The 25863-nt window shown below is 70.9% G+C and carries 23 protein-coding genes and 6 tRNA genes; 9 read left to right on the top strand and 20 right to left on the bottom strand.

The genetic code is table 11. From position 1 onward, the window contains the following. Positions 1 to 82 precede the first annotated feature (82 nt). From ACWDX6_RS20260 to ACWDX6_RS20210, 11 genes are all read right to left on the bottom strand, one after another. Entirely contained in the window at positions 83 to 1303 is a 1221-nt protein-coding gene (locus tag ACWDX6_RS20260) for an MFS transporter (RefSeq protein WP_451486269.1), read from the bottom strand. Next, on the bottom strand, positions 1300 to 2433 hold the full coding sequence (locus tag ACWDX6_RS20255) for a PLP-dependent cysteine synthase family protein (protein WP_451486268.1): 1134 nt from the start codon (positions 2431 to 2433) through the stop codon (positions 1300 to 1302). The genes ACWDX6_RS20260 and ACWDX6_RS20255 overlap by 4 nt, the downstream gene beginning before the upstream one ends. A 62-nt stretch (positions 2434 to 2495) precedes the next feature. After that, entirely contained in the window at positions 2496 to 2894 is a 399-nt protein-coding gene (locus tag ACWDX6_RS20250; RefSeq protein WP_451486267.1) for a hypothetical protein, read from the bottom strand. A gap of 85 nt (positions 2895 to 2979) precedes the next feature. Continuing rightward, a complete protein-coding gene (locus ACWDX6_RS20245) occupies positions 2980 to 3720 on the bottom strand; it encodes a MerR family transcriptional regulator (protein WP_451486266.1) in 741 nt (246 codons plus the stop codon). A 115-nt stretch (positions 3721 to 3835) separates the two neighbouring features. Beyond that, positions 3836 to 3909 (bottom strand) — tRNA-Met (locus tag ACWDX6_RS20240). 51 nt (positions 3910 to 3960) lie between these two features. Further along, positions 3961 to 4440, bottom strand: a complete 480-nt coding sequence (locus ACWDX6_RS20235; protein WP_451486265.1) for a rhodanese-like domain-containing protein — start codon at positions 4438 to 4440, stop codon at positions 3961 to 3963. 202 nt (positions 4441 to 4642) lie between these two features. Next, positions 4643 to 5221 (bottom strand): dienelactone hydrolase family protein, encoded by a 579-nt coding sequence (locus tag ACWDX6_RS20230; protein WP_451486264.1) that lies wholly within the window; start codon positions 5219 to 5221, stop codon positions 4643 to 4645. 332 nt (positions 5222 to 5553) lie between these two features. Further along, positions 5554 to 5626: transfer RNA gene (locus tag ACWDX6_RS20225), tRNA-Lys, on the bottom strand. 420 nt (positions 5627 to 6046) lie between these two features. Further along, positions 6047 to 8302, bottom strand: a complete 2256-nt coding sequence (locus ACWDX6_RS20220; protein ID WP_451486263.1) for a DEAD/DEAH box helicase — start codon at positions 8300 to 8302, stop codon at positions 6047 to 6049. 198 nt (positions 8303 to 8500) lie between these two features. Beyond that, positions 8501 to 9100, bottom strand: coding sequence for a hypothetical protein (locus tag ACWDX6_RS20215; protein WP_451486262.1), 600 nt, complete (start codon positions 9098 to 9100; stop codon positions 8501 to 8503). A 207-nt stretch (positions 9101 to 9307) separates the two neighbouring features. Next, the gene (locus tag ACWDX6_RS20210; RefSeq protein WP_403292464.1) at positions 9308 to 9658 is read right to left on the bottom strand and encodes a metallopeptidase family protein; all 351 of its coding nucleotides are present in this window, start codon (positions 9656 to 9658) and stop codon (positions 9308 to 9310) included. A 104-nt stretch (positions 9659 to 9762) separates the two neighbouring features. Here ACWDX6_RS20210 and ACWDX6_RS20205 point away from each other — a divergent pair. The 3 genes from ACWDX6_RS20205 to ACWDX6_RS20195 all read left to right on the top strand — a co-directional run bounded on the left by ACWDX6_RS20205 (position 9763) and on the right by ACWDX6_RS20195 (position 10044). Next, positions 9763 to 9835: transfer RNA gene (locus ACWDX6_RS20205), tRNA-Glu, on the top strand. Positions 9836 to 9874: 39 nt separating this feature from the next. Continuing rightward, positions 9875 to 9948 (top strand) — tRNA-Asp (locus tag ACWDX6_RS20200). Between the two features lie 22 nt (positions 9949 to 9970). Next, positions 9971 to 10044, top strand: a tRNA-Phe gene (locus tag ACWDX6_RS20195). 125 nt (positions 10045 to 10169) lie between these two features. On the opposite strand, the gene ACWDX6_RS20190 is transcribed toward ACWDX6_RS20195, so the two are convergent. The 3 genes from ACWDX6_RS20190 to ACWDX6_RS20180 are packed head-to-tail and all read right to left on the bottom strand — an operon-like array spanning position 10170 to position 12342. Next, complete coding sequence (locus ACWDX6_RS20190; RefSeq protein WP_451486261.1) at positions 10170 to 11003, bottom strand: cytochrome c biogenesis CcdA family protein; 834 nt, start codon at positions 11001 to 11003, stop codon at positions 10170 to 10172. Next, positions 11000 to 11923 (bottom strand): DsbA family protein, encoded by a 924-nt coding sequence (locus ACWDX6_RS20185; protein ID WP_451486260.1) that lies wholly within the window; start codon positions 11921 to 11923, stop codon positions 11000 to 11002. The genes ACWDX6_RS20190 and ACWDX6_RS20185 overlap by 4 nt, the downstream gene beginning before the upstream one ends. Before the next feature lie 56 nt (positions 11924 to 11979). Next, entirely contained in the window at positions 11980 to 12342 is a 363-nt protein-coding gene (locus ACWDX6_RS20180) for a hypothetical protein (protein ID WP_451486259.1), read from the bottom strand. Between the two features lie 106 nt (positions 12343 to 12448). Here ACWDX6_RS20180 and hrpA point away from each other — a divergent pair, with 106 nt between their 5' ends. From hrpA to ACWDX6_RS20165, 3 genes are all read left to right on the top strand, one after another. After that, positions 12449 to 16396 carry an ATP-dependent RNA helicase HrpA gene (gene hrpA, locus ACWDX6_RS20175; protein ID WP_451486258.1) on the top strand — a complete coding sequence of 1316 codons (3948 nt, stop codon included), beginning with the start codon at positions 12449 to 12451 and terminating at the stop codon, positions 16394 to 16396. 90 nt (positions 16397 to 16486) lie between these two features. Then, positions 16487 to 16561: transfer RNA gene (locus ACWDX6_RS20170), tRNA-Asp, on the top strand. 153 nt (positions 16562 to 16714) lie between these two features. Next, the gene (locus tag ACWDX6_RS20165; protein WP_451486257.1) at positions 16715 to 16966 is read left to right on the top strand and encodes a DUF6274 family protein; all 252 of its coding nucleotides are present in this window, start codon (positions 16715 to 16717) and stop codon (positions 16964 to 16966) included. 307 nt (positions 16967 to 17273) lie between these two features. On the opposite strand, the gene bldC is transcribed toward ACWDX6_RS20165, so the two are convergent. Together bldC and ACWDX6_RS20155 are read right to left on the bottom strand one after the other, a co-directional pair. Beyond that, positions 17274 to 17480 (bottom strand): developmental transcriptional regulator BldC, encoded by a 207-nt coding sequence (bldC, locus tag ACWDX6_RS20160; RefSeq protein WP_003949541.1) that lies wholly within the window; start codon positions 17478 to 17480, stop codon positions 17274 to 17276. A gap of 499 nt (positions 17481 to 17979) precedes the next feature. After that, a complete protein-coding gene (locus ACWDX6_RS20155) occupies positions 17980 to 18846 on the bottom strand; it encodes a hypothetical protein (RefSeq protein ID WP_451486256.1) in 867 nt (288 codons plus the stop codon). A 155-nt stretch (positions 18847 to 19001) separates the two neighbouring features. Here ACWDX6_RS20155 and ACWDX6_RS20150 point away from each other — a divergent pair, with 155 nt between their 5' ends. Then, positions 19002 to 20102, top strand: coding sequence for a Leu/Phe/Val dehydrogenase (locus ACWDX6_RS20150; RefSeq protein WP_451486255.1), 1101 nt, complete (start codon positions 19002 to 19004; stop codon positions 20100 to 20102). A gap of 300 nt (positions 20103 to 20402) precedes the next feature. Further along, positions 20403 to 20660 carry a DUF3073 domain-containing protein gene (locus ACWDX6_RS20145; RefSeq protein WP_451486254.1) on the top strand — a complete coding sequence of 86 codons (258 nt, stop codon included), beginning with the start codon at positions 20403 to 20405 and terminating at the stop codon, positions 20658 to 20660. Between the two features lie 182 nt (positions 20661 to 20842). On the opposite strand, the gene purM is transcribed toward ACWDX6_RS20145, so the two are convergent. The 4 genes from purM to ACWDX6_RS20125 all read right to left on the bottom strand — a co-directional run bounded on the left by purM (position 20843) and on the right by ACWDX6_RS20125 (position 25368). Further along, positions 20843 to 21916, bottom strand: a complete 1074-nt coding sequence (gene purM / locus ACWDX6_RS20140; RefSeq protein ID WP_451486253.1) for a phosphoribosylformylglycinamidine cyclo-ligase — start codon at positions 21914 to 21916, stop codon at positions 20843 to 20845. 47 nt (positions 21917 to 21963) lie between these two features. Beyond that, on the bottom strand, positions 21964 to 23490 hold the full coding sequence (gene purF, locus ACWDX6_RS20135; protein ID WP_451486252.1) for an amidophosphoribosyltransferase: 1527 nt from the start codon (positions 23488 to 23490) through the stop codon (positions 21964 to 21966). A 241-nt stretch (positions 23491 to 23731) separates the two neighbouring features. Continuing rightward, positions 23732 to 24544, bottom strand: coding sequence for an META domain-containing protein (locus ACWDX6_RS20130; protein ID WP_451486251.1), 813 nt, complete (start codon positions 24542 to 24544; stop codon positions 23732 to 23734). Positions 24545 to 24579: 35 nt separating this feature from the next. Next, a complete protein-coding gene (locus tag ACWDX6_RS20125) occupies positions 24580 to 25368 on the bottom strand; it encodes a sterol carrier family protein (RefSeq protein WP_451486250.1) in 789 nt (262 codons plus the stop codon). 75 nt (positions 25369 to 25443) lie between these two features. Between ACWDX6_RS20125 and ACWDX6_RS20120 the strand changes: the two genes are divergently transcribed. Next, a complete protein-coding gene (locus tag ACWDX6_RS20120; RefSeq protein ID WP_451486249.1) occupies positions 25444 to 25848 on the top strand; it encodes a nuclear transport factor 2 family protein in 405 nt (134 codons plus the stop codon). Positions 25849 to 25863 lie beyond the last annotated feature (15 nt).

Genomic DNA, 25863 nt, shown 5'->3' with positions numbered 1-25863 from the left:
GGCGACCCCCGCTCCGCCGACCGGGGTACGGGCACGGAGGCCCGGGCCCGCTCCCGCGGGGCCCGGGCGCGGCACCCGGCGGTCAGGCCGTCGCCGCGAGCCGCCCTCCCCGGGCCAGCGCCCCCACCGCCACCGCGCAGACGAGACCGACCCCGCACAGCACCAGCCAGGGCGTGGCAGACCGGCCCGTCAGGTCGAGCAGCGCCCCGGTCCCCAGGTTTCCGAGGGTGATGCCGACCCCGCAGACGGTGTTGTAGAGGCCGTAGTGCGTCGCCACCCACCGCCCGCCCGACAGGGCGACGACCGTGTCCATCTCGTACGGGTAGAGGATCGCGTTCGCGAGCGCCAGGACCGCCGCGCACAGCAGCAGCCCCACCACCCCGCGCACCGCCACCGGCAGCAGGAAGGCCGCGCCCATCAGACCGAGTCCCAGGACCAGACACCGCTCGCGCGTCAGCCGGCGCTTGCACCAGGCCGTGATCCGCAACTGGCCGGCCAGGGCGACGAGCGCCGAGACGACGAACAGCGCGGTGGTCACCGCCGTACTGTCGGCGGCCAGCGGCAGCGCGAGATAGACCTGGAAGGACAGGACGTACGAGCCCGTCATCGCGAGGGAGAAGAGCCAGAAGGTCCGGTTCGCGAGCACCGTACGGAACTGGCCGCCCTCCCCGTCGGCCGGCGCGGCCGCCCGCTCCCGTACGCGTACCGGCAGATGGCGCAGCTGCACCACCGTCAGCGCGGCGAACAGCACCGCCGCCACCACGCACGTCAGCCGGAAGGAGACGCCCGTGAGTGCCACCCCCACCAGCGGCCCGAGCAGGATCCCCGCCTGGTAGTACGTGTTGAACAGGGCGAACGCCTCCACACGCCGCTCCCCCGCCTCGGCCGCCAGGTAGGCCCGTACGGCCGGGTTGAACAGCGCTCCCGCCAGGCCCGTCGCCACCGAGGCGGCGATCAGCACGGGCAGCGACTGGGCGAAGGCGAGCGCCCCGAAGCCGGCCGTCCGCAGCGCGCAGCCCGCGACGATCAGCGGCTTGAAACCGAGCCGGTCGGCGAGGGCGCCGCCGATCAGGAACAAGCCCTGCTGGGAGAGGTTGCGGACCCCGAGGACGAGACCGACCGACCAGGCCGCCATGCCGAGCCCGTCCGCGAGATGCGCGGCGAGGTACGGCATCAGCATGTAGAAGCCGAGATTGATGGTGAGCTGGTTGAGGAAGAGGAGCCGCGCGGCGGGCTCGAAGGTACGGCTCTGCTTCCAGATCCCGCCCTTGGCGGCGGCGGTCGTGGTGGGTGTCGTACTCATCGGACCCGCCCCGGGGGCGTCGGCCGCTCCAGCACCCGACGGGTCCAGCCGGTGACGGGCACGTCGCTCTCGTACGCCGCCGGCTCTTCCCGCACGGGGGCGTCGAGCAGCCCGTGGGCCGCGCAGAACTCGTCGCTGAACACCGAGTCGAAGTACCGCTGCGGTCCGTCCGGGAAGACGGCCGCGATCCGGGTGCCGCGCGGCCGGGTCCGGGCCAGCCACCCCGCCACGAGCGCCACGGCGCCCACGCTCCAGCCGCCCGTGGCGAACTGACGGGCCGCGAGCCGGCGGGCCGCCCGCACCGCGTCCTCGGGGCCCACCCAGTGGATCTCGTCGAAGGCGCCGTGGTCGACGTTGCCCGGGTGGATGGAGGATCCGAGCCCGCGCATCAGCCGCTCGCCCGCCGGAAGGCCGAAGACGGTGGAGTGGACGGAGTCCACGCCGACGAGTTCGAGGGCGGGGCTGCTGGTGGCGCGCAGCGCGCGCGAGATACCGGCCGAGTGGCCGCCCGTACCCACCGCGCAGACGAGGACGTCGATCCGGTCGAGCTGCTGGGAGAGCTCGGCGGCGAGTCCGGCGTACGCCTCCGGGTTGTCGGGATTGCCGTACTGGTCGGGCCACCAGGCTCCGTCGAGCGCGGTCAGGAGCTCGGCGACACGGTCCATCCGGGCCTGCTGCCAGCCGCCGTGCGCGCTCGGCTCGGGGACGACATGGACCTGGGCGCCGTGCGCGACGAGCATCCGCTCGACGATCGGTTCGAGACCGGGGTCGGTGACGACATGGACGGGGTGGCCGTGCAGCACGCCCGCGAGGGCGAGGCCGAGGCCCAGGGTGCCGGAGGTGGACTCGACGATCGGCGCGCCGGGCCGCAATTCGCCCCGGCGGCGGGCCTGCTCGACCATGTGGAGGGCCGCGCGGTCCTTGATGCCGCCGAAGTTGAAGCCTTCGAGCTTGGCCCAGTAGCCGTCGTCCATCCACAGGACGGGGGTGTTGCCGACGGTCTGATCGGCGGCGGACGGTGCGACGCGGGACGTCGTCCTGCCGGACACGGAGGCGGCGGGCAGAGGGACGGCGCTGGGCGGAGAGGCGGCGCTGGGCGGAGAGCCGGCGCCGGGGAGCAGCTTGCTCATGATGGGTACGTCCTTGACGTGGTACGCGGAGAGAACCTGGTCACGCGAGGGCGAGACCCGGCTCAGTTCCGGTCCACTCCGAGGGCGAGCAGCAGACTTCCCGGCTCGGGGCCGGGCCCCGCCCTGCCCCGCACAGAGCGCGCGTGCGGATCGGCGGGGAAGACGTCGTCCCACGAGAGGCGTACGGCTCCCCCCGGGTCCGGCGCCGCGAGCTGCGAGGCGGCGGCGGTCTGCGCCGGCAGATGGACGTCGAAGGACCACGTCTCACCGTTCCGCTCGCAGCCGTGCGGCAGGGCGGGGGCGGAGGCGACGGTTCCGGTCCGGTCGGCGAGGGGCAGCACGTGACCGTGCGTCCCGTGACAGACGCCGGCGATCAGCGCGACGAGGGCGAGGAGCAGCAGAACGGCGGGTGCCCGCCGTCCTGCCGCCGCTCGCACGTCCGTCACATCATGATCACGCATGGTGCGCGCGACACTACGGCCGGTACTCGCCCCTGGGCAAAAGGACAGGCGCGGTTTTGGCCACCGTTTACTCCAGGAGCTTCCGTCACAGGTTGCGCTCCGCGTAGACCTCCATCGCGTCCCGGACGAGGATCGCCGTGCCCTCGCCGTGCTGGTCGTAGTTGGCGGTGAAACGCGGGTCGTCGACGTACAGCCGGCCGAGGCCGATCACGTACTCCTTCGACGGGGTCGTGGTGGTCGACAGCCACTCGACGTGGCGTCGCGTGATCGCCTGGACCTCGTCGCTGCCGGCGGCCAGGCCGTCCCGCGCCGCCCGACCGAACTCACGGGCGATGCCGGCCTGCCGGTCCATGAACGCCCGCTTCTCCTCGGCGCCGAGCGAGCGCCACCAGCGGTCGCCCTTCTCGTACGCCTTCCGGCCCCAGCGCTCGGTGACCTCCGCCTCGTACCGCGTGTGGTCGAACCCGTCGAACACTTCCTCGGCCATGAGCTCTTCTCCCTTCTCGGTCTTGTGGAGAGTGGTCCGCACCGACTCGATCTGCCGGCCGATGCGCTCCCGCTCCTGCTCCAGCAGGGCGAGATGGGTCCGCAGGGCGGCGGACGTGTCGCGCTGACCTTCGAGGACCTCGGCGATGGCGGACAGCGAGAGCCCGAGCTCGCGCAGCAGCAGGACGCGCTGCAACCGCACGAGTGCCGCCTGGTCGTAGTACCGGTAACCGTTGGCGCCGATCCGGCTGGGCTCCAGCAGTCCGCGCTCGCCGTAGTGCCTCAGCGTGCGGCTGGTGGTGCCAGCCTTCCTGGCGATCTCCTGAATGGACCACTCCATGCCGGAAACGCTAAATCTTGACGTCGCGTCAAGGTCAAGCGGCGAAAAATGCCGCGCCGGGACACGACGAAGGCCCGGATCCAGTGAATGGATCCGGGCCTTCGTTGCTACTGAGTAGCGGGGACAGGATTTGAACCTGCGACCTCTGGGTTATGAGCCCAGCGAGCTACCGAGCTGCTCCACCCCGCGTCGGTGAATATGACCTTACGGCATGGGCAGCCGATTCGGAAATCCGTTTCCTCAGCAGCCGCAGTCCTCGGCGTCGACGGGGGCCGTCAACGGGTCCGCGTCCTTCTTCCCGGCGCCCTCCCACGTCTCGTACGCGAAGCCCTCGCGCACCCAGTACTCGAAGCCGCCGAGCATCTCCTTGACCTGGTAGCCGAGCTGGGCGAGGGCGAGCGCGGCGCGGGCGGCGCCGTTGCAGCCGGGCCCCCAGCAGTACGTGACCACCGGGACGGACTTGTCGAGCAGCCGCTCGGCCTGCTCGGGTACGAGGGCGGTCGGCAGGTGGATCGCGCCGGGGATGCGGCCCTGGTCCCAGGAGGCGGTGGAGCGCGAGTCGAGAACCACGAAGCCGGGGTCCCCGCCGGCGGCGAGGGCGGCGGCGACGTCGGACACGTCGGCATGGAAGGCGAGCGCCGCGGCGAAATAGGCGGCCGCGGCGGCGGGCGAGGCCGGCGGGGTGCGGAGTACCGAATTGACCTGCGTCGTTGTCGTCATGCGTGAAAATCTACGGTCGCGGATCGGCGCGCTGAAGTGGCAATTCCCGGTGACGGCGGGAATCGGCAGGGGAAAACGGCGAGTTCGCCGGGGCGCGGCGTGGATCTCACCCATCGGACGACTCCGCGCCCCGGGCCGCGTCCGGCACATCGCTCAATCCGCCGACCCGCGAGCGGCTGGAACGGCTCGGCGTGGGCGGTGACTAGCCGTGCTTCTCCAGGAAGGCGAGGACCCGCTCGACGAGCAGCCCGGTCGCCGCCTCGTCGTAGGACGGCAGGCCGCTGTCGGCGAACAGATGCCGGTCGCCCGGGTAGAGGAACAGTTCCGCGTCCTCGGCATCCGCCACGAGGGCGCGGGCGGCGTCGAGATCGCCCTCACCGGCGAAGAACTCGTCCGCGTCCATTCCATGGACCTGTACGGGAACGCCGGCCGGCCAGGCCGTACCGAACTCACCGGGGGGCACGCACGCGCTGACCAACAGGGCTCCGGCCGCACCGGGCCGCGTCTGCGCCAGTTTCTGGGCGGGCAGCACCCCGAGCGAGAACCCGGCGTACACCAGCCCCGGGGGCAGCCCCTCGGCGGCCCGCACCCCGCGCTCGACGATCGTCCCGAAGCCGACCTGCTGGGCGTACCCGGCGCCGTCCTCAAGCCGGTCGAACGTCCGCCCCTCGTACAGATCGGGCACATGCACCACATGCCCACCCCGCCCCACCTCTTCGGCGAAGCCGCGCACACCGTCCGTCAGCCCCTGCGCGTGATGGAACAACAACACCTCGGCCATGACCACCCCTCCTGAGGCCCGACCCCGCCGGCACGGACCCACTGCGATCCTCGCGCAACCCACTGACAACGGCCGCCGCACACGACGAAGAGCGGGGGCGGCTCAGGGCGGCGGACCCGGTGCGCGCACGGTCCTGGGACGGGCTCCTCACCGCTGGCGCGACGCCGGACGTCCGCGAGGTCCTCTGCCCCGCTCGGCCAGGTCCGTCCCCCTGACCGAGCGGGGCACTTTCGTGCGCATCTCGGCTGAGCATCGGCTGAGCTAGCGGTCTTCAACTGCATTGAAACGAGTTCGGCCCCAGGTCGGAGAGTCTCTGACCTGGGGCCGATCGGTAGGCCGTGTGGGACTCGAACCCACAACCAACGGATTAAAAGTCCGCTGCTCTGCCAATTGAGCTAACGGCCCTCGGCACAAGGGCACCCCCGCAGCATAGCCGGATCAGGCCCCGCAGCCGATCGGGTATCGGCAGTGGCGGGTCCTGGCGCACGCGGGTGCCCGCCAGGACCCGGGGTCAGCTGGTGCAGTGGCCCGCGATGTCCGCGATCAGATCGACCGACGCGCCGTTCGTGACCGGCTTCCCGCTGTCGTCCTTGCCGTCCCGGGCGGCGGTGACCAGACCGTGCGCCTCTCCGCCGGACAGGGTACGGGCGATGGGCGCCCGTGGCCTTGTGCGTCAGCGTGCGGGGCCACGACGAGGGGGGCTGGTCAGCCCCGCCGGCGCCCCGGCGACCGTCAGGTCGGTGGGACGCAGCCGGGCGCGTTCGCAACGACGAAGGCCCGCACCACACCGGTGAGGTGTGATGCGGGCCTTCGGCCTCGGCTCAATCAGCCGTTGCGCTTCCAGCGCGGCTTGTCGTCACGGCGCCCGAAGGAGCCGGTGTTCGTGCCGGTGTTGGGGCCGGTGCCACGGTGGTCGTCACGACGGACGTACGGGCGGTCGCCGCCCGAGCGGAAGCCGCCGGCGGGGCGGTCGTCGCGACGGTCGCGGTTGAACGGACGGTCGCTGCCGCGGTGGCCGCCCGAGGGGCGGTCGTCACGACGGTCGAAGGAACGGCCGCCACGGTCGTCGCGGTTGAAGCCACTGGAGGACGGACGGTCGTTGTCCCGACGGAAGCCACCGGAGGACGGACGGTCGTCGCGGCGGAAACCACCCGACGGACGGTCGTTGTCACGACGGTCGTCGCGGCGGAAACCACCGGACGGACGGTCGTTGTCCCGACGGAACCCACCACGGTCGCCGCCACGGTCACCACGGTCGTCGCGGTTGAAGCCGCCCGAGGGACGGTCGTCGCGGCGGAAGCCACCGGAGGACGGACGGTCGTTGTCCCGACGGAAGCCACCCGAGGACGGACGGTCGTCGCGGCGGAAACCACCCGACGGACGGTCGTTGTCACGACGGTCGTCACGGCGGAAACCACCGGACGGACGGTCGTTGTCCCGACGGAAACCACCGCGGTCGCCACCACGGTCGCCACCACGGTCACGGCGCTCGTAGTTGCCCCGCTCGTCGCGGAACGCCGGGCGCTCCTCACGACGCTCCTCGCGGAGCTCCTCGGCCACCTGAGCGGCCGTCACCGCCGCGACCTCGGCCTCGGCGGCCTCGGTCACCTCGGCGACCGCGGCCTCCGGGTCCTCGCCCCGCTCGCGCGCGGAACGGGCGACCAGACGGTCGGCCTCCTCGCGGAGCTCGGCGGCCCGGCGGGTCAGGCGCTCCAGCTGCTTGGTGAGCTCGGCGACCTCACGCTCGGCCTGCTTGGCCGCGTTGTTCGCGGAGTCGGCCTGGACCTCGGTGAGCGAACGCGCACCGGTGATCTCGGCGACCTCGGGGTCGAACGCGCCGACGCCCTGCACGATGTGGCGCGTGGCGTCGACGCCCGCGTCCTCCATCAGCCGGAAGATCTGGCGGCGCTGGTGCGGCAGCGACAGGGAGACCACGACACCGGACTTGCCGGCCCGCGCGGTACGGCCCGAGCGGTGCAGGTAGTCCTTGTGGTCACCGGCCGGGTCCACGTTCAGGACCAGGTCGATGCCGTCGACGTGGATGCCGCGGGCGGCGACGTCGGTCGCGACGAGCGCGTTGACGTAACCCTTCTTGAAGTCCTCGAGGACCCGGGTACGGGCGCCCTGCGTCATGCCGCCGTGCAGCGCGTCGGCCTTCACGCCGGAGTCGATGAGCTGCTCGGCGATGCGGTCGGCACCCAGCTGGGTGCGGACGAAGATGATCGTGCGGCCCTTGCGGGCGGCGATCGCGGCCGTGACCGGCGCCTTGTCCTTCGGCTTCACGACGAGGACGTGGTGCGTCATGGTCGAGACGTTGCCCTGGGCGCTGTCGACCTCGTGGCTGACCGGGTTCTTCAGGTAGCGCTTGACCAGCGTGCCGATCTCGTTCTCCATGGTGGCGGAGAAGAGCATGCGCTGGCCGCCCTCGGGGATCTGGTCGAACAGCTCGGTGACCTCGGGCAGGAAGCCCAGGTCCGACATCTGGTCGGCCTCGTCGAGGACCGCGACCTGGACGTTCGCCAGGGAGCAGGCGCCACGGTTGATGATGTCGCGCAGACGGCCCGGGGTGGCGACGAGGACGTCGACCCCGCGCTCGAGGGCGTAGATCTGGTTGCCCATCGACGTACCGCCGCAGACGACCTTGATCTTCAGGCCGAGCACGTCACCGTACGGCTGGAGGGCGTCCGCGACCTGCATCGCGAGCTCGCGGGTCGGGGTGAGGATGACCGCGCGGGGCTTCTTCTTCTCGGTGTGGCCGCCGGCCAGCTGCGCCAGCGCCGGCAGACCGAAGGAGAGGGTCTTGCCGGAGCCGGTACGGCCGCGGCCGAGGATGTCCTTGCCGGCCAGGGCGTCCGGGATGGTCGCGGCCTGGATCGGGAAGGGGCTGGTCACACCGTTCTGCGCGAGCTTGCGCACGACGCCCTCGGGCAGGCCCAGGTCGGCGAAGGTGATCGTCGGCTCCGAGGACTCGGCCGCCTCGGCGGTCTCCTCGGCGGCGGCCTCGTCGACGGCGGCCGCTACGGCCTCGACGATCTCGTCGTGCTCGGGCAGGACGGCGTGGTCAGGACTGAAAATGGACATGCGAAATGCGAAACCTTCCGGAGTCTCGGCACGCGCCCGTCAACTCCGTGAATTCGCAAATCGACCGCCTCAATGCGGTCAGCCACGGCTAGGGAGAGTACGCGCCACACGGCGCTCTTCTGTTTCGGCGCCGGGCAATGGGATCAAACGATCTATAACCATACGCACCCTCCCCGCCTCATTGCAAACCGGCCTCCGTCACACCGGCGCGACCTGCGGCGATGCCTCCGGTTCGGACTGTCCGCCGGGCGCGTCGGCCGCCCTCATGGCGCCCATGTGGGTGTCCGCGCCGGGCGTCGAGGTCGGCTGATCGGACGGCTCCGCGGTCGGCTCCGGAGTGGGGTCCGGGGTGGCGGAGGGCTCCTGCGCCGGAGGCGGCGACGGCTCCGCCGGGGGCGTGGTCTCCTCGGTCGGCGCACTCGGCGCGCCGGCCCCACCGGACCCGCCCGCCCCACCGGGCTCGGCCGGCGGCTTCGGCTTGCCGCCCGGTCCCGCCGGCGCGCCCGCCGGAGGCTTCCCGGAGGCCGAGGGCGATCCACTGGGGACCGGTGACTCCTCGCCGGCTCCGTCCGCGTCCGGTCCGCCCTCTCCGGCCCCCTCGCGCCCCGCCCCGCCGTGCCCGCCCGGGCCCCCGGCACCGCCCTCGACCTCGGCCGCCACGCCCTGCTTCCCCGCGGACTTGCCGGGTGCGGGCTTCGCACCCTCGTCACTCACACTCATACAGCCGCTCAGACCGGCACAGGCGGCGACCGCCAGCGCGGTGGCGGCCCATCTCACGCGGGTGGGCAAATGGCGCACGGAGGGCACCTCCAGGAGACATGGGGTGGAAACGGGAACGCGAAGGGAACGCGTCTCGCTGCCCAACTCCCTTGGCACCACAAGGGACACGCCCGCGGCCGCCCCGGCCGTACGAAGCGGCACGCCCCCACGCACACCCCGGCCGCCCCGGCCGTACGAAGCGGGGGAGTCGGCCCGTCGGCCGCACCCCGCGCCCGTGCGGCTTCGTCAGCCGTAGCCCAGCGCGTGCAGCCGCTCGTCGTCGATACCGAAGTGGTGGGCGATCTCGTGCACGACCGTGATCTCGGTCTCCGCCACCACGTCCTCGCGCGACTCGCACATCCGCAGCGTCGGCCCCCGGTAGATCGTGATCCGGTCCGGCAACACCCCGGCGTACCACTCACCGCGGTCCGTCAGCGGGGTCCCCTCGTAGAGCCCGAGCAGCTCGGGGTCGTCCGGAGAGGGTTCCTCCTCCACGAACACCGCGACGTTGTCCATCAGCCGCGTCAGCTCCGGCGGGATCCGGTCCAGGGCCTCGGCGACAAGCTCCTCGAACTCCTCGCGCGTCATCTCCAGCACCCGCCCATTGTCGCCCCACGGGAAACCGTTTTGGCGATAGCCGCCGGCATCCCATATGCTTCTCACGTCCCCGACGCGCTGCGAAGCGCGCAGGTGAGCCTCTAGCCCTCATCGTCTAGTGGCCCAGGACGCCGCCCTTTCAAGGCGGTAGCACGGGTTCGAATCCCGTTGGGGGCACGCTAGATCCTGTGCGAGACTGGTTCTCGCACATCGCAAGGTCCTGTGGAGCAGTTGGTTAGCTCGCCACCCTGTCAAGGTGGAGGTCGCGGGTTCAAGTCCCGTCAGGATCGCTGAGGTCAGAAATGATCTCGTGGCTGGGTAGCTCAGTTGGTACGAGCGATCGCCTGAAAAGCGATAGGTCGCCGGTTCGACCCCGGCCCCAGCCACAAAGAGAAGGCCCCGTTCGAAAGAACGGGGCCTTTTTCGTATGCGTCCACCCCTACGCCCGTACGCGAGCACCACCCGTACGCGCTGGGGCGCCCCGCCCCGCAGAGCCGGGCGCCCCCGCCCCTCACCCCTCCTGGCGCCGCCTCACGCGCCGTCCGCGGAGCGCGAGCACCAGCCCCACGACCGCGACCAGCGCCACCAGCAGCGCCCAGTCCGGCACCGCGCGGCCCACCGCCGCCACCCGCTCCTCCACCGCGAACGAGTCGTCCACCGACAGCAGCCCCGGCAGGGCGGTCGTGCCGTCGAACACCAGGAAGAGCGTCCCGAGGAGCACGAAGAAGAGGCCCGACAGCAGCGAGGTCGAGTGCGGCTCGAAGCGGCCGACCCGGAGCGGCCGGCCGCGCAACCAGCGCCGCCGGCCCAGCTCGTACCGCTCCCAGAGCAGCGCCAGCAGGAACAGCGGCACCGCCATCCCCAGCGCGTACACCGCGAGCAGCAGCCCGCCGTACGCCGGGCTGCCGCTCAGCGCCGCCACCGTCAGCACACTGCCGAGGATCGGGCCCGCGCAGAACCCGGCCAGCCCGTAGACCAGGCCCAGGGCGTAGACGGAGACCGCCGTCGTGGGGCGGATCCGGCCGCTGACCTCCGCGATACGGCGGGAGGCGAAGCCCATCCCCAGGATCTGGAGCACACCGAGAACGATGATCAGCCAGCCGCCGAGGGCCACCAGCAGGTCCCGGTGGCCGTAGAACAGCCGTCCGGCGAAGGATCCGGCCGCGCCGAGCGGGACGAGGGTGGTGGCCAGACCCGCGTAGAAGACGCCCGTACGGGCCAGCAGCCGGCTCGTCGAGTCGATCGAGTACGCGAAGAACGCCGGGAGCAGCAGGGCGCTGCACGGGCTCAGCAGGGCGAGGAGGCCGCCGAGGAGGGCGGCCAGATAGCCGATGTCCGCGCTCACCGCGGGCCGCCCGAAGCCGACGGACCCGTCTTCTCCGGCTGCCCCGTCTTCTCCGGCTCAGCCGGCTCAGCCGGCTGCGGACCCTTCGCCGTCTTCGCCGCCTTCGCCGTCTTCGCCGCCGCGTCGATCGCCTGCGTGAACGCCTCCATCGGCTGCGCGCCCGCGATCGGCCGGCCGTTGATCAGGAACGACGGCGTCGAGGTGGCGCCCAGGGAGTACGCCTGCTCCTGGTCCTTGCTCACCGCCGCCCGCGCGGCCTCGCTGTCCGCGTCCCGGGTGAACCTCGCCAGGTCCGCGACGCCCGCCTCCCGCGCCAGGGCGGCGAGCCGGTCCTTGCCGAAGCCCTTCTCCTTGGCCCCCTCGGCGTACGCGGCCCGGTGGAACTCCCAGAACCTGCCCTGCTGCCCCGCCGCCCACGAGGCGCGGGCCGCCGCTTCCGACTCCTCACCGAAGATCGGGAAGTTCCGCCACTCGATGCGAAGGGTGCCGTTGTCGACGTACCTCTTCACCAGCTCGGGCTCGGTGTCGCGGGCGAACTTCCCGCAGTAGCCGCACTTGAAGTCGGCGTACTCGATCAGGACGACCGGCGCGTCGGCCCGCCCGAGTGCCAGCTTGTCGGAGGCGTCGCGGCGGGCGTACGCCTCCAGCTCCGGGTAGACGCCGGCGGACGGGTCGGCGGCGACCTCGGCCGCCGAGGACGAACCGGCCGAACCGCCGGCCGAGGGCTTGGTCGCGGTGTACGAGACGAGACCGAGCAGCGCGGCGGCGACCGCCACACCGGCCACGATCACGACCGGCCTGGTCGTGGACCGGGACGCGGACGTGGCCGCGCCCTTGGACCTGGCCTGAGCCTTGGACGTGGCCGGGGCCTTGGACGTGGCAGCAGCACCGGACGTGGCCTGAGCCTTGGACTTGGGCATGGAAAAACGCTCCTGAACAGGGAGGAAGAGGACGGACGGCGACAGCGGCCCGCCCTCTACACGCGCAGGATCGACAGCTCCATCGGTGACGGCGGTACGAGCTCCGGCGGCTCCGGACCCGGCAGCAGGTCCCGTATGTCCTGGTCCCCGCCCCAGGCCCCGTCGGCCGGCCGCTCGGCCGCGAGCACGGGCAGCAGCTCGCCGAACCCGTTCGGGCGGGGCGGGGTCGCGGGCCGGGCGGCTCCGTCGGCCGCGTGTCCCTGGTCGCACCCCGGGGACGGGGCTCCGGCGTCCACGACCACCGCGGTGCTCGCCACCGCGGGGGACCCCACGGCCGGGGTCGTGCCGCAGACCAGCAGCCCGAGCAGCACACCCACGACGGCGGCGAACGCCGCCGGCGCGCGAAGGGTGCGGGACATCGGGAAGCCTCTCGGGTGGACTGCCCGAAATGGTACGGGCCGCGGGCGGGGGGCCCGGTAAATCGGTTCGCCGGTTCTCGGCCGCAGGTGCGATCCTGGACTCCGTATGTCTACTTCCTTCGCCGCCCTCCAGTCCGTCCTGGCCGAGGTCTCGCTGCGGGACGCCCACCGGCTCGGCCGCCGTCTCGAGGGCGCCCGCCGCATCCGCAAGCCCGAGGCCCGTGAGGCCGTCCTGGACGAGATCGCCGCCGAGGCCGGCAAGGCCAAGGAGCGCGTCGACGGGCGTGCCGCCCGCGTGCCCGCGGTCACGTACCCCGAGCAGCTGCCCGTCTCGCAGAAGAAGGACGCGATCCTGGAGGCGATACGTGACCACCAGGTCGTGATCGTCGCCGGTGAGACGGGTTCCGGAAAGACGACCCAGATCCCCAAGATCTGTCTGGAACTGGGCCGGGGCGTCCGGGGCATGATCGGCCACACCCAGCCCCGCAGGATCGCCGCGCGCACGGTGGCCGAGCGGGTCGCGGAGGAACTGAAGACCCCTCTCGGCGAGGCGGTCGGCTGGAAGGTCCGCTTCACCGACCAGGTGAACCCCGACGCGACCTTCGTGAAGCTGATGACGGACGGCATCCTGCTCGCCGAGATCCAGACGGACCGCGAGCTGCGCGCCTACGACACGATCATCATCGACGAGGCCCACGAGCGGTCCCTCAACATCGACTTCCTGCTCGGCTATCTGGCCCAGCTGCTGCCCAAGCGCCCCGACCTCAAGGTCGTGATCACCTCCGCGACCATCGACCCCGAGCGCTTCTCCCGCCACTTCGGCGACGCGCCGATCGTCGAGGTCAGCGGACGGACGTACCCGGTCGAGGTCCGCTACCGCCCCCTGCTCGAAGAAGGCCCCGAGGACGCAGCGGAGTCCGACCGCGACCAGATCACCGCCATCTGCGACGCCGTCGACGAGCTCCAGGCCGAGGGGCCGGGCGACATCCTCGTCTTCCTCTCCGGCGAGCGCGAGATCCGCGACACGGCGGACGCGCTGATCAAGAAGCAGCTGCGGAACACCGAGGTCCTCCCCCTCTACGCCCGCCTCTCCCACGCCGAGCAGCACCGCGTCTTCCAGGCGCACACCGGCCGCCGGATCGTGCTCGCCACCAACGTGGCCGAGACCTCCCTGACCGTCCCCGGCATCAAGTACGTGATCGATCCGGGCACCGCCCGTATCTCCCGCTACTCCCACCGCACCAAGGTCCAGCGGCTGCCGATCGAGCCCGTCTCGCAGGCCAGCGCCAACCAGCGCAAGGGCCGCTGCGGCCGTACGTCCGACGGCATCTGCATCCGGCTCTACTCCGAGGACGACTTCCTCTCCCGGCCCGAGTTCACGGACGCCGAGATCCTCCGTACGAACCTGGCCTCCGTCATCCTCCAGATGACCGCGGCCGGACTCGGCGAGATCGAGAAGTTCCCCTTCATCGACCCGCCGGACCACCGCAACATCCGCGACGGCGTCCAGCTCCTCCAGGAGCTCGGGGCGATCGACCCGGCCGAGAAGGACCCGAAGAAGCGGCTGACCCAGCAGGGCCGGAAGCTCTCCCAGCTGCCCGTCGACCCGCGCCTGGCCCGGATGGTCCTGGAGGCGGAGCGGAACGGCTGCGTACGCGAGGTCATGGTGATCGCGGCCGCGCTCTCCATCCAGGACCCGCGCGAGCGCCCGGCCGAGAAGCAGACCCAGGCCGACCAGCAGCACGCCCGCTTCAAGGACGAGACGAGCGACTTCCTCGCCTTCCTCAACCTCTGGCGCTACATCCGCGAGCAGCAGAAGGAGCGCGGCTCGTCCTCCTTCCGCCGGATGTGCAAGCAGGAGTACCTCAACTTCCTGCGCATCCGCGAGTGGCAGGACATCTACGCGCAGCTGCGCACGGTCGCCAAGCAGATGGGCATCCACGTCAACGACGAGGACGCGCCCGAGCAGTCCGTCCACGTCTCGCTCCTCGCCGGCCTCCTGAGCCACATCGGCATGAAGGACGTCAAGGAAGGCGCCAAGAACGAGTATCTGGGCGCTCGCGGCGCCAAGTTCGCGGTCTTCCCCGGCTCGGCGCTCTTCAAGAAGCCCCCGCGGTTCATCATGTCCGCCGAGCTGGTGGAGACCTCACGGCTGTGGGCCCGGGTCAACGCGAAGATCGAGCCGGAGTGGATCGAGCCGCTCGCCCAGCACCTGATCAAGAAGACGTACAGCGAACCGCACTGGGAGAAGGACCAGGCGGCGGTCATGGCGATCGAGAAGGTCACGCTCTACGGCGTGCCGATCGTCACCGACCGCAAGGTGAACTACGGGAGGATCGACCCCGAGACCTCCCGCGACCTGTTCATCCGCAACGCCCTCGTCGAGGGCGACTGGCGCACGCACCACAAGTTCTTCGCCGACAACCGCAGACTCCTCACCGAGGTCGAGGAGTTGGAGCACCGCGCCCGGCGCCGGGACATCCTCGTCGACGACGAGACGCTGTTCGACTTCTACGACCGGCGGGTGCCCGAACACGTCGTGTCCGGCGCGCACTTCGACTCCTGGTGGAAGCAGAAGCGCCGCGAGGAACCGGAGTTCCTCGACTTCGAGCGCGAGATGCTCATCAACGAGAAGGCCGCCGGGGTCACCAAGGACGACTATCCGGACTCCTGGCGGCAGGGGCCGCTGAAGTTCCGGGTGACGTACCAGTTCGAGCCGGGCGCGGACGCGGACGGTGTCACGGTGCACATCCCGCTCCACGTCCTCAACCAGGTCACGGACGAGGGCTTCGACTGGCAGATCCCGGGTCTGCGGGAAGAGGTCGTCACGGAGCTGATCCGGTCCCTCCCCAAACCGATCCGCCGCAACTACGTCCCCGCGCCCGACTTCGCCGCCCGCTTCCTGGACAGTGCCGTGCCCCGCCAGGAGCCGCTGCCGGTCACCCTCGCGCGCGAGCTGCAGCGGATGGTGGGCGTCCCCGTCACGGCGGAGGACTTCGACCTCGGCCGCGTCCCCGACCACCTGAAGATCACCTTCCGGATCGTCGACGAGCGGCGCCGGAAGCTTGCCGAGAGCAAGGACCTGGAGGCCCTCAAGCTCCAGCTGCGCCCCAAGGCCCGCCAGGCCCTCTCCAAGGCCGCCGCGGCGGCCACGGCGGGTCCCGACGGCTCGGGGCAGTCCCTGGAGCGCACAGGGCTCACCGAGTGGACGATCGGCACCCTCACCAAGGTCTTCGAGACCCGCCGGGCCGGCCAGCCGGTCAAGGCCTACCCGGCGCTCGTGGACGCGGGCGAGACCGTCTCCGTACGCCTCTTCGACACGGAGGCGGAGCAGGAGCAGGCGATGTGGCGGGGGACGCGGAAGCTGATCCTGCTGAACATTCCGGTGAACCCGGCGAAGTTCGCCTCCGACAAGCTCACCAACCAGCAGAAGCTGGCGCTGTCCCGGAACCCGCACGGCTCGATCCAGGCGCTCTTCGACGACTGCGCGACCGCGGCGGCGGACAAGCTGATCGCGGACCACGGCGGTCCGGTCTGGGACGAGGAGTCCTTCCGGAAGCTGTACGACAAGGTCCGCGCGGACCTCGTCGACACGACGGTACGGACCGTGGACCAGGTCCAGCAGATCCTGGCGGCCTGGCAGGCCTGCGAGCGGCGGCTGAAGGCCACGAACAGCCTGGCGCTGATCAGCAACCTGGCGGACGTGCGCGAGCAGCTGGCGTGGCTGGTGCCGGCGGGCTTCGTCACGAAGACGGGCCTGCGGCGGCTGCCGGACCTGATGCGCTATCTGGTGGCGGTGGACCGGCGGCTCCAGCAGATGCCGACGGGGGTCCAGCGGGACACCACGCGCATGGAGAAGGTCCAGGAGATGCTGGACGAGTACGCGTGGCTGCTCGAACAGCTCCCGAAGGGGCGTCCGGTGCCCAAGGAGGTCACCGACATCCGCTGGATGATCGAGGAGCTCCGGGTCAGCTACTTCGCGCACGCGCTGGGCACGGCGTACCCCGTCTCGGACAAGCGGATCGTGAAGGCGATCGACGCCGCGGCGCCGTAGCGGGACCCTCGCCGGGCGCGGGTTCGACCTGACCCTCTGACCTGCTGTACAGTCTCTCTCGCAGCCCAAGCAGTACGGAGCTGCGAGCAAGGTCCTGTGGAGCAGTTTGGAGTGCTCGCCACCCTGTCAAGGTGGAGGCCGCGGGTTCAAATCCCGTCAGGACCGCGTGAATGAAGGCCCGCACCGCAAGGTGCGGGCCTTCGTCGTACGCCCGCACGCGGACGGCGAAGCCGTGTCCCGCGTCTTGACGGAGTCACGTGCCCGCGGGTACCCCGGACATCAGGGGGGAATCGGGGGCCCACACCGGAGGTGGCGCGCATGGCCGCGGCGTCCGCAGCACGTGAGTCGAGACATGAGACACGCGCGCTGCTGCGCGCCCATCTGGCGGCCGCGTCCCGCTACGGACACGTCACGCGCCACTGCCCCGTCTGCCATCGCCTCCTGCGGCTCGCCATGGACGCCCCGGACGTCCTGGACGACCACGACGACCACGACGGCCACGACGGCCAGGAGCCGGCGTCGAACGCCGAGGACGAAAGTCCCACCGGCCCAGGACCGAGGGCGGGTTGAGCGCTCCTCAGGGAGTGGCAGGCTATTCCTTGGCAAGACCTCGAACGTGTGACGGGTGTCACCGAACGAGTTTCTGGAACCCCTTCGCTTACACCCTCCCTACACCCACCCGATTTAATATGTGCAATTGCACCACCCCAGAACCTCCAGCCCCGGGCATAAAAAAGATCGCGCTGGACCCGGCGGAGTCCAGCGCGATCAGTGACCAAGAGCCTGTTGGGGCAGGCGCCGGTCGGCAGAGCAAGGGGTGGGCGATCCAGGTTGGGGGACCCGGAAATGCCCGGTGAAGCGGGGTGTTGCGCGTACCTCAGGCCTCGCTGCGCTGCTGCGGAATACCCGCCAGCAGAGCGCGGACCTCAGCCTCGCGGTACCGGCGGTGTCCACCCAGCGTGCGGATGGACGTGAGCTTGCCGGCCTTCGCCCAACGGGTCACCGTCTTCGGGTCGACACGGAACATCGTGGCAACCTCGGCGGGGGTCAGCAGCGGCTCGGCATCAGGGGTGCGAGCGGTCATGAGCGGCCTCCTCGGGAGAACCGAACCTTCTCGGTTCTATCCTCTAAATTCTGCACCTTGACCCGCGTTGCCCGAAATGGCAGACGCGGGCCGAGTCGGTTATAGGACGAACGGCTTGTCCTCGGCACTACAACTACACCATCCGTCCAGCCACGTCGGCCAAACCGATGGAATTGCCCTCGCAGGTGTTCATCAGCGGCGGAAGTCGATGGACCATGCCATAACGGACAGTCACGCCACTGTGACGATCAGTCACAGAGCGATCAGGAGTCCTCAGACCCCCCATAGAGTGCAATGCTGAGCGTTCCGCCCATACTTGGACGGAAGGAACCCTCCCCGGACTCCTTGTCCTATTTTGGCACGAGGGTGGGTGATGGGCGCAAGGGCACGGTAAGTGCCGTCCGTCACGCTTGAGCCAAAGGCCCGGATCGGGACCTACGTCCCCGCACTCACCGTGCTTAAAGATCATTTACATCAGGCGGACGTGTCTTGTCGATGATCAATTGGCGAACCGCAGGTTCCGGATCACCCGCCACCGCTCCGCGAGCCGCCCGTACGCCTCGCTCACGCCCTCGTCGTCGCCGTCCCGCAGCGCCGCGATCCCCTCGGCCACATCGGCCGCCGACCGGTCGTCCGCGAGCCGCTCCGCCGGCACCAGGTGCACCAGACCGCCGTAGTCCAGCTCCACCAGCGAACGCGGATGGAACTCCTCCAGCCACCGGCCCACGTCGACCAGGCCCTCGGTCAGCGGCCCCTCGTCGGCCGACTCGCGCAGCGTCCGCAGCGCCCGCGCCAGCCGGCGCCGCGCCTGCACCATCGGCGTCCGGTAACGCAGGACCGGCGGCTTGCCCGCCCCGCTCGCCGGCCCCGGCTCCCCCGGCACGTACTCCCGCTCCTCGTCCGCGAAGAGCGTGAACCAGCGCACCGGCACCTGCCAGACCGCCGTACGGATCCACGGCCGCGCGTCCGGGTTCCGCTCCAGCCAGCGCTCGTGGTCCGCCGCCACCTGTCCGCGCACCACCGGCGGCACCATCGCGTCCAACACCGTCCCCGGCAGCTCCCACCCCTCCGCCAGCTCCCGGAGCGCCAGCCAGCCCCTCAGCCGGGTCAGCCAGGGACAGACCACGACCACCCCGTCCACGTACGCGACGAAGGCGTCCCGGCTCTCGTGGACCGGCACCGGGACCGGCGGGGTGGGCACCAGGTCCGCGAGCGAGCGGCGCAGCTCGTCCTGCGCCGTGGGCGTGTCCACCCGGCGCGCGTACCGCGCCCAGTGGCTCCGCTCCGGCTCGGGAAACGCCGCCAGCGGCTCGTACACCCGCAGATAGGACGCGTACGGAACGAGGACCGAGGAAGCGACCGACATGTCGCAAATCCTTCCACGGAGGTACTCCGCGAGGGGGTGATCCTCAGCACTGGGGCCGATCTACGCGCGCGTAGGACTTACCCTCTTGCCGAACCGGTCCTCCCCACCCGCAGGAGGACCCACCCATCGCCGCTTCTTACCTGGGAGTCACCACCGTGACCGACGTGACCGGCGTTCCTGTCGTCCCCGCTGACGTGCTGCACACCCTGTTCCACTCGGAGCAGGGGGGCCATGAGCAAGTCGTGCTCTGTCAGGACCGCGCCTCCGGCCTCAAGGCCGTCATCGCCATCCACTCCACCGCCCTGGGCCCCGCCCTCGGCGGCACCCGGTTCTACCCGTACGCCACCGAGGCGGAGGCCGTCGCCGACGCGCTCAACCTCTCCCGGGGGATGTCGTACAAGAACGCCCTGGCCGGTCTCGACCACGGCGGCGGCAAGGCCGTGATCATCGGTGACCCCGAGAAGATCAAGACGGAGGAGCTGCTGCTCGCCTACGGGCGCATGGTGGCCTCCCTCGGCGGCCGGTACGTCACCGCCTGCGACGTCGGCACCTACGTCGCCGACATGGACGTCGTGGCCCGCACCAACAGGTGGACCACCGGCCGCTCCCCCGAGAACGGCGGCGCCGGCGACTCCTCGGTCCTCACCGCCTTCGGCGTCTTCCAGGGCATGCGCGCGTCCGCGCAGAGCCTGTGGGGCGACCCGACCCTGCGCGGCCGCAAGGTCGGCGTCGCGGGCGTCGGCAAGGTCGGCCACTACCTCGTCGAGCACCTCCTGGAGGACGGCGCCGAGGTCGTGATCACGGACGTCCGCGAGGCGTCGATCCGCCGGATCACCGACAAGTTCCCGCAGGTCACGGTCGTCGCGGACACCGACGCGCTGATCCGCGTCGATGGCCTGGACGTCTACGCCCCCTGTGCGCTCGGCGGCGCCCTGAACGACGACACCGTGCCCGTCCTCACCGCGAAGATCGTCTGCGGCGCGGCCAACAACCAGCTCGCGCACCCCGGTGTCGAGAAGGACCTCTCGGACCGCGGGATCCTCTACGCGCCCGACTACGTCGTCAACGCCGGTGGCGTGATCCAGGTGGCCGACGAGCTGAACGGCTTCGACTTCGACCGCTGCAAGGCGAAGGCGTCGAAGATCTTCGACACCACGCTGGCGATATTCGCACGCGCGAAGGAGGACGGCATTCCGCCGGCCGCCGCCGCCGACCGGATCGCCGAGCAGCGCATGGCGGAGGCGCGCCGCGGCTGATTCTTGACAGGCCCGGCCCGCCGGCCGCTCTTTGGACGTTCATCCAGAGCGAGACATGACTCACGCCGGTCGGCGGGTCGGCCCCCGAGAAGAGGTTAAAATCGCGATTGACCAGCGAGGACAGGGCACCTCTATGGTTCTGTACCGAGGCATGTGATGCGGGCGGCGTACCGTATGGCCACGGAAGCAGGTACCGTTGAAGCCCTACGGACCGGTCTCTCCCTGGAGAGTCCGTTCCGAACCATGAACGCGTGTCAAGACTCTGGGGCCGTCGAGCCCCGTCACCGAGGGGGTCGAGCCATGGGGCGCGGCCGGGCAAAGGCCAAGCAGACGAAGGTCGCCCGCCAGCTGAAGTACAGCAGCGGCGGGACTGACCTGTCGCGTCTGGCCAGCGAGCTGGGCGCTTCGACTTCGAGCCAGCCGCCGAATGGCGAGCCGTTCGAGGACGACGACGAGGAAGACGACCCGTACGCGCAGTACGCGGATCTCTACAACACGGACGACGAGGACGAGGACGACGAGTCCGGTCCCGATGCGTCGTCCCGGCGTCGCGCTTGACCTCTTAACAAGAGCGCTGCTCCTGCGGAAACCCGGTCCGGGGAAACCTGGACCGGGTTTCTGTGCTGCCCGGCCCGGGAGGCCGTCCCTGCTCCGGCAAGCGGTCCCTCTGGGAAGCGGGACGGGCGGCCCGGAGTCGCCTCCGGGCCGCCCGTGTCCGTACCGCGCAGTGCGGGACGGTCCTACTTCGCGTAGTCGCCGACCAGCTCCGCGCCCGCCGTGTGGTCACCGCGCTCGGTGATCTCACCGGCGACCCATGCCTCGACCCCGCGGTCCTCCAGGGTGGCCAGCGCCACCTCCACGGACTCTGCCGGGACGACGGCCATCATGCCGACGCCCATGTTCAGGGTCTTCTCCAGCTCCAGGCGCTCCACCCGACCGGCCCTGCCGACCAGGTCGAAGATCGCGCCGGGGGCCCAGGTCGAACGGTCGACCGTGGCGTGCAGCCCATCCGGGATGACCCGGGCCAGATTCGCGGCGAGGCCGCCCCCGGTGATGTGGCTGAAGGCGTGCACCTCGGCCGTCCGGGTGAGGGCCAGGCAGTCCAGGGAGTAGATCCTGGTCGGCTCCAGAAGCTCCTCGCCCAGGGTCCGGCCCAGCTCGTCGACCCGCTGGTCCAGGGTCATGCCGGCGCGGTCGAAGAGCACGTGGCGGACGAGCGAGTACCCGTTGGAGTGAAGGCCGGACGATGCGATCGCGATGACGGCGTCACCCGTACGGATGCGATCCGGTCCGAGCAGCCGGTCCGCCTCGACCACGCCCGTACCGGCGCCGGCGACGTCGAAGTCGTCCGGGCCCAGCAGGCCGGGGTGCTCGGCGGTCTCGCCGCCGACCAGGGCGCACCCGGCCAGGACGCAGCCCTCGGCGATGCCCTTGACGATGGCGGCGACCCGCTCGGGGTGGACCTTGCCGACACAGATGTAGTCGGTCATGAAGAGCGGCTCGGCGCCGCAGACGACGATGTCGTCCATGACCATCGCGACCAGGTCGTGGCCGATCGTGTCGTACACGCCGAGCCGGCGGGCGATGTCCACCTTCGTGCCGACACCGTCGGTGGCGGAGGCGAGCAGCGGACGCTCGTAGCGCTTGAGGGCGGAGGCGTCGAAGAGGCCGGCGAAACCGCCGAGGCCGCCGAGGCCCGCGACCTCGGCGCGCTGCGTCTTCTTCACCCACTCCTTCATCAGCTCGACGGCGCGGTCGCCCGCTTCGATGTCGACGCCCGCGGCTGCGTAGCTGGCACCGGTGGTCTCAGTCATGTGGCTGAAGAACTTTCGTGTCGTACTGCGGGGTGTGCAGCGGGGTCTTACGGGCGACGCAGCGCGTCGGCGGCCGCGGTGGCGGCGGGGCCGGCGGCCAGCTCGGTCTCCAGGAGCTGCTTCCCGAGCAGTTCGGGGTCCGGAAGCTCCATCGGGTACTCGCCGTCGAAGCAGGCCCGGCAGAGGTTTGGCTTCTGGATGGTGGTCGCCTCGATCATCCCGTCGAGGGAGATGTACGAGAGGGAGTCCGCGCCGAGCGACGTGCCGATCTCCTCGACCGACATGCCGTTGGCGATCAGCTCCGCGCGGGTCGCGAAGTCGATGCCGAAGAAGCACGGCCACTTCACCGGCGGGGAGGAGATCCGGATGTGGACCTCGGCGGCGCCCGCCTCTCGGAGCATCCGGACGAGCGCGCGCTGGGTGTTGCCGCGGACGATCGAGTCGTCGACGACCACGAGCTTCTTCCCCTTGATGACTTCCTTCAGGGGGTTCAGCTTCAGCCGGATGCCCAGCTGGCGGATGGTCTGGGAGGGCTGGATGAAGGTGCGGCCCACATAGGCGTTCTTCACCAGGCCGGCGCCGAAGGGGATACCGCTGGCCTCCGCGTAACCGATGGCGGCCGGAGTGCCGGATTCCGGCGTCGCTATGACGAGATCCGCCTCGACCGGCGCCTCCTTGGCGAGGCGGCGGCCCATCTCCACGCGGGAGAGGTAGACGTTCCGTCCGGCGATGTCCGTGTCGGGACGGGCCAGGTACACGTACTCGAAGACACAGCCCTTGGGCTTCGCTTCCGCGAATCGAGAGGTGCGGATGCCGTTCTCGTCGATCGCGATCATCTCGCCCGGCTCGACCTCGCGGACGTAGGCGGCGCCGCAGATGTCGAGAGCGGCGGACTCGGAGGCGACGACCCAGCCGCGCTCCAGGCGGCCGAGGACCAGCGGGCGGATGCCCTGCGGGTCACGGGCGGCGTAGAGGGTGTGCTCGTCCATGAAGACGAGGGAGAAGGCGCCCCGGACCTCGGGCAGGACCTTGGCGGCCGCCTGCTCGACGGTGAGGGGCTTGCCGTCCTCGTCGGCCTGGCCCGCGAGGAGCGCGGTGACCAGGTCGGTGTCGTTGGTGGCGGCGACCTGAGTGGCGCGGCCCTCCCTCTTGGGAAGGTCGGCGACCATCTCGGCGAGCTGCGCCGTGTTCACCAGGTTGCCGTTGTGGCCGAGCGCGATGGAGCCGTTGGCCGTCGCCCGGAACGTCGGCTGCGCGTTCTCCCACACGGAGGCGCCGGTGGTCGAGTAGCGGGCGTGACCGACCGCGATATGACCCTGGAGGGAACCGAGAGAGGTCTCGTCGAAGACCTGGGACACGAGCCCCATGTCCTTGAAGACGAGGATCTGGGAGCCGTTGCTGACCGCGATTCCCGCGGATTCCTGGCCCCGATGCTGGAGGGCGTAGAGCCCGAAGTACGTGAGCTTTGCGACCTCTTCACCCGGGGCCCAGACACCGAAGACGCCGCAAGCGTCCTGGGGGCCCTTCTCGCCGGGAAGCAGATCGTGATTGAGTCGACCGTCACCACGTGGCACGTCTCCGAGTGTAGGCGAGGTCTGCCACTGGTCCGAAGTGGGGAAATTCGCGACCCCTTCGAGTGGTGTGATCCTACGAGCTGATCCGCAGGCCCGCTCCGGGGCGGCCGCAGGGCCCCGGAGCCCAAGGGGGAGACGGGTCGAGGGGCCCGGCGGCGGGGTGGCCCGAAGATCGCTACTAGCCGGTAGGAAAGGGCTCGGGGGCCTGCGGGTGTGACGCAGCTCGCACGCGCGACGCCCCCTAGGGCTTCGCGGTCGCCCCGAACCCTTCGCCGTCTGGGGTGGAGAGGGTGAGGGCGCGGTGGTGCAGCTCGTACGTCGCCGTACCGCCGAAGACCTTGTACAGCTCCGTCTCCAGCGCCATCTGCGGGCCCGTGCACATCATGCGGGTGGTGGCGATCTCGCCGAAGTCGATCGTCCTGCCGGAGATCTTCGCGGTGGTGGAGAAGTTGTTGCAGCCCAGGTTGCCGCTGACCTTGCCGTTCTTGTCGATGACGAAGTGGGCCCTGCCCTCGCTGCCCTTGGGCGGGGAGGCGGCGGTGTCGCCGGACAGCAGGGAGGTGACGTTCCAGGTGGTGCCGTTCAAGGGGGCGGCCGGCTCGGAGGTCAGGGCGAGGACGGTCTTGCCGTCGGGCGCGGTGAGGGTGAGCCGGTCGCCGTCCAGCTTCGCCTTGAGGGTGCCGGAGAACGCCTTGTGCAGGGTGGACTCGAAGGTCTGCAGCTCGGCGGGGCAGCCCATCTCCGTGGTCTCCGCCGGCGACACGGTGAGGGTGTCGCCCTTGACGGCGACGGCGGCCCCGAACTGGTTGCAGCCGCTGTTGCCCTTGGCGCGGCCGTTCTTCTCGATCTCGACATGGGCTCCGGCGGGGGCACGCGTCTTCTTCCCGGCGACGGTCACGCTGTCGAAGGCCCAGTGGACGCCGGTGACGGGCACGTCCGGGGCGACCGTGTCGGCTCCCGGGTCCGTCCCCGCCTTCTGGGTGCCGCACGCGGCGAGGGCGAGGAGCGAGGCCAGGGCGGCGACGGTGGCTGCGGTGGTGCGCGGCTTCTGCATGGAGATGGGACGGGCGGACGGGAGGTCCGGTTCCGTCAGCCCAGGACCGGCAGCAGGCCCGAGAGGTCGGCCCGCTCCCCGCTCGCGCTGACCTGGGCCGCTGCCAGGGCCTCGGCCCAGTCGACGCGGCCGGTGGCCAGACGGATCCAGGTGAGGGGGTCCGTCTCCACGACGTTGGGCGGGGTGCCCCGGGTGTGCCGCGGGCCCTGCACGCACTGGACCACGGCGAACGGCGGGACCCGCACCTCGACCGCGCCGCCGGGGGCCTTCACGGCGAGCGCGTCGGCGAGCAGGCGCGTACAGGCGGCCAGGGCCTGCCGGTCGTACGGGACAGCGAGTCCGGTCGCCGCGTTCAGGTCGTCGGTGTGCACGACGAGTTCGACGGTGCGGGTCACCAGGAAGTCGGCCAGCCGCATCGCCCCGAACCGGGTCGGGACGAGCCGGTCGTCCGAGGCGCCCGCGATCCGCTCCTCGTAGAGGGCCGCCGTCCGGTCGTAGAGGCCCGGCAGGTCGTCGGTCCCGATCGCCCGGGTGTCCTCGTCGATCGTCGCGGCCTGCGTCGCGGTCACCGCGGGCCAGTCGAGCAACGCCAGGTCCTGTCGCGCCGGCTCGGGCTCGCCGAGCTTCCGGGCGAGCGAGCCGAGGGCCATGGTGAGGTGCGCGGCCAACTCCCGTACGGTCCACTCCCCCAGCCGGGTCGGCCCATCCAGTTGCTCGGGCGTGAGCCCGGCCACCGCCTCCCGTACGTTCCGGAACTGCGCGAGGACGGCGGCCCGGGTCTTGGCGGAGTCGTAGCTGCGGGTGCGCTTCTTGGCCGGTGGCATGGGGGCGAGGGTAGTCGGAGACTGGGAGGGGAGGGCCGGGAGGACACCTACACGTACGAGAGGGGTCGAGCCGGTATGAGCATGCACCCCGACGCCGCCCTGGTCCGGCGGGGCTACGAAGCGTTCAGCAAGGGAGACATGGAGGCCCTCGGGTCCCTGATGACGGCGGACTGTGTCAAGCACACGCCCGGCAACAGCCAGGTCTCCGGGCATGTGAAGGGCCGGGACAACATCATCGCCGACGAGCGGAAGCTCTTCGAGCTGTCCGGCGGCTCGATGCGGGTCGAGCTGGAGGGCGTCTACCCGGACGGCCGCGGTCACGTCATGGCGGCGCACAAGTGGTTCGCCGAGCGCGGGGACCGCGGCATCGAGATGAGAGGCGGGATCTTCTTCACCATCATCGGCGGCAAGATCTCGGACATCGACGAGTGCGTCGAGGACATCGACGAGACCGACGCCTTCTGGGACCAGGCGGACTGAACGCGGACAGCCCCC

The organism is Streptomyces sp. NPDC003027 (assembly GCF_053591435.1).
Note: the sequence above shows the minus strand (reverse complement) of the source record. Positions and strands in the feature narration are given on the sequence as shown.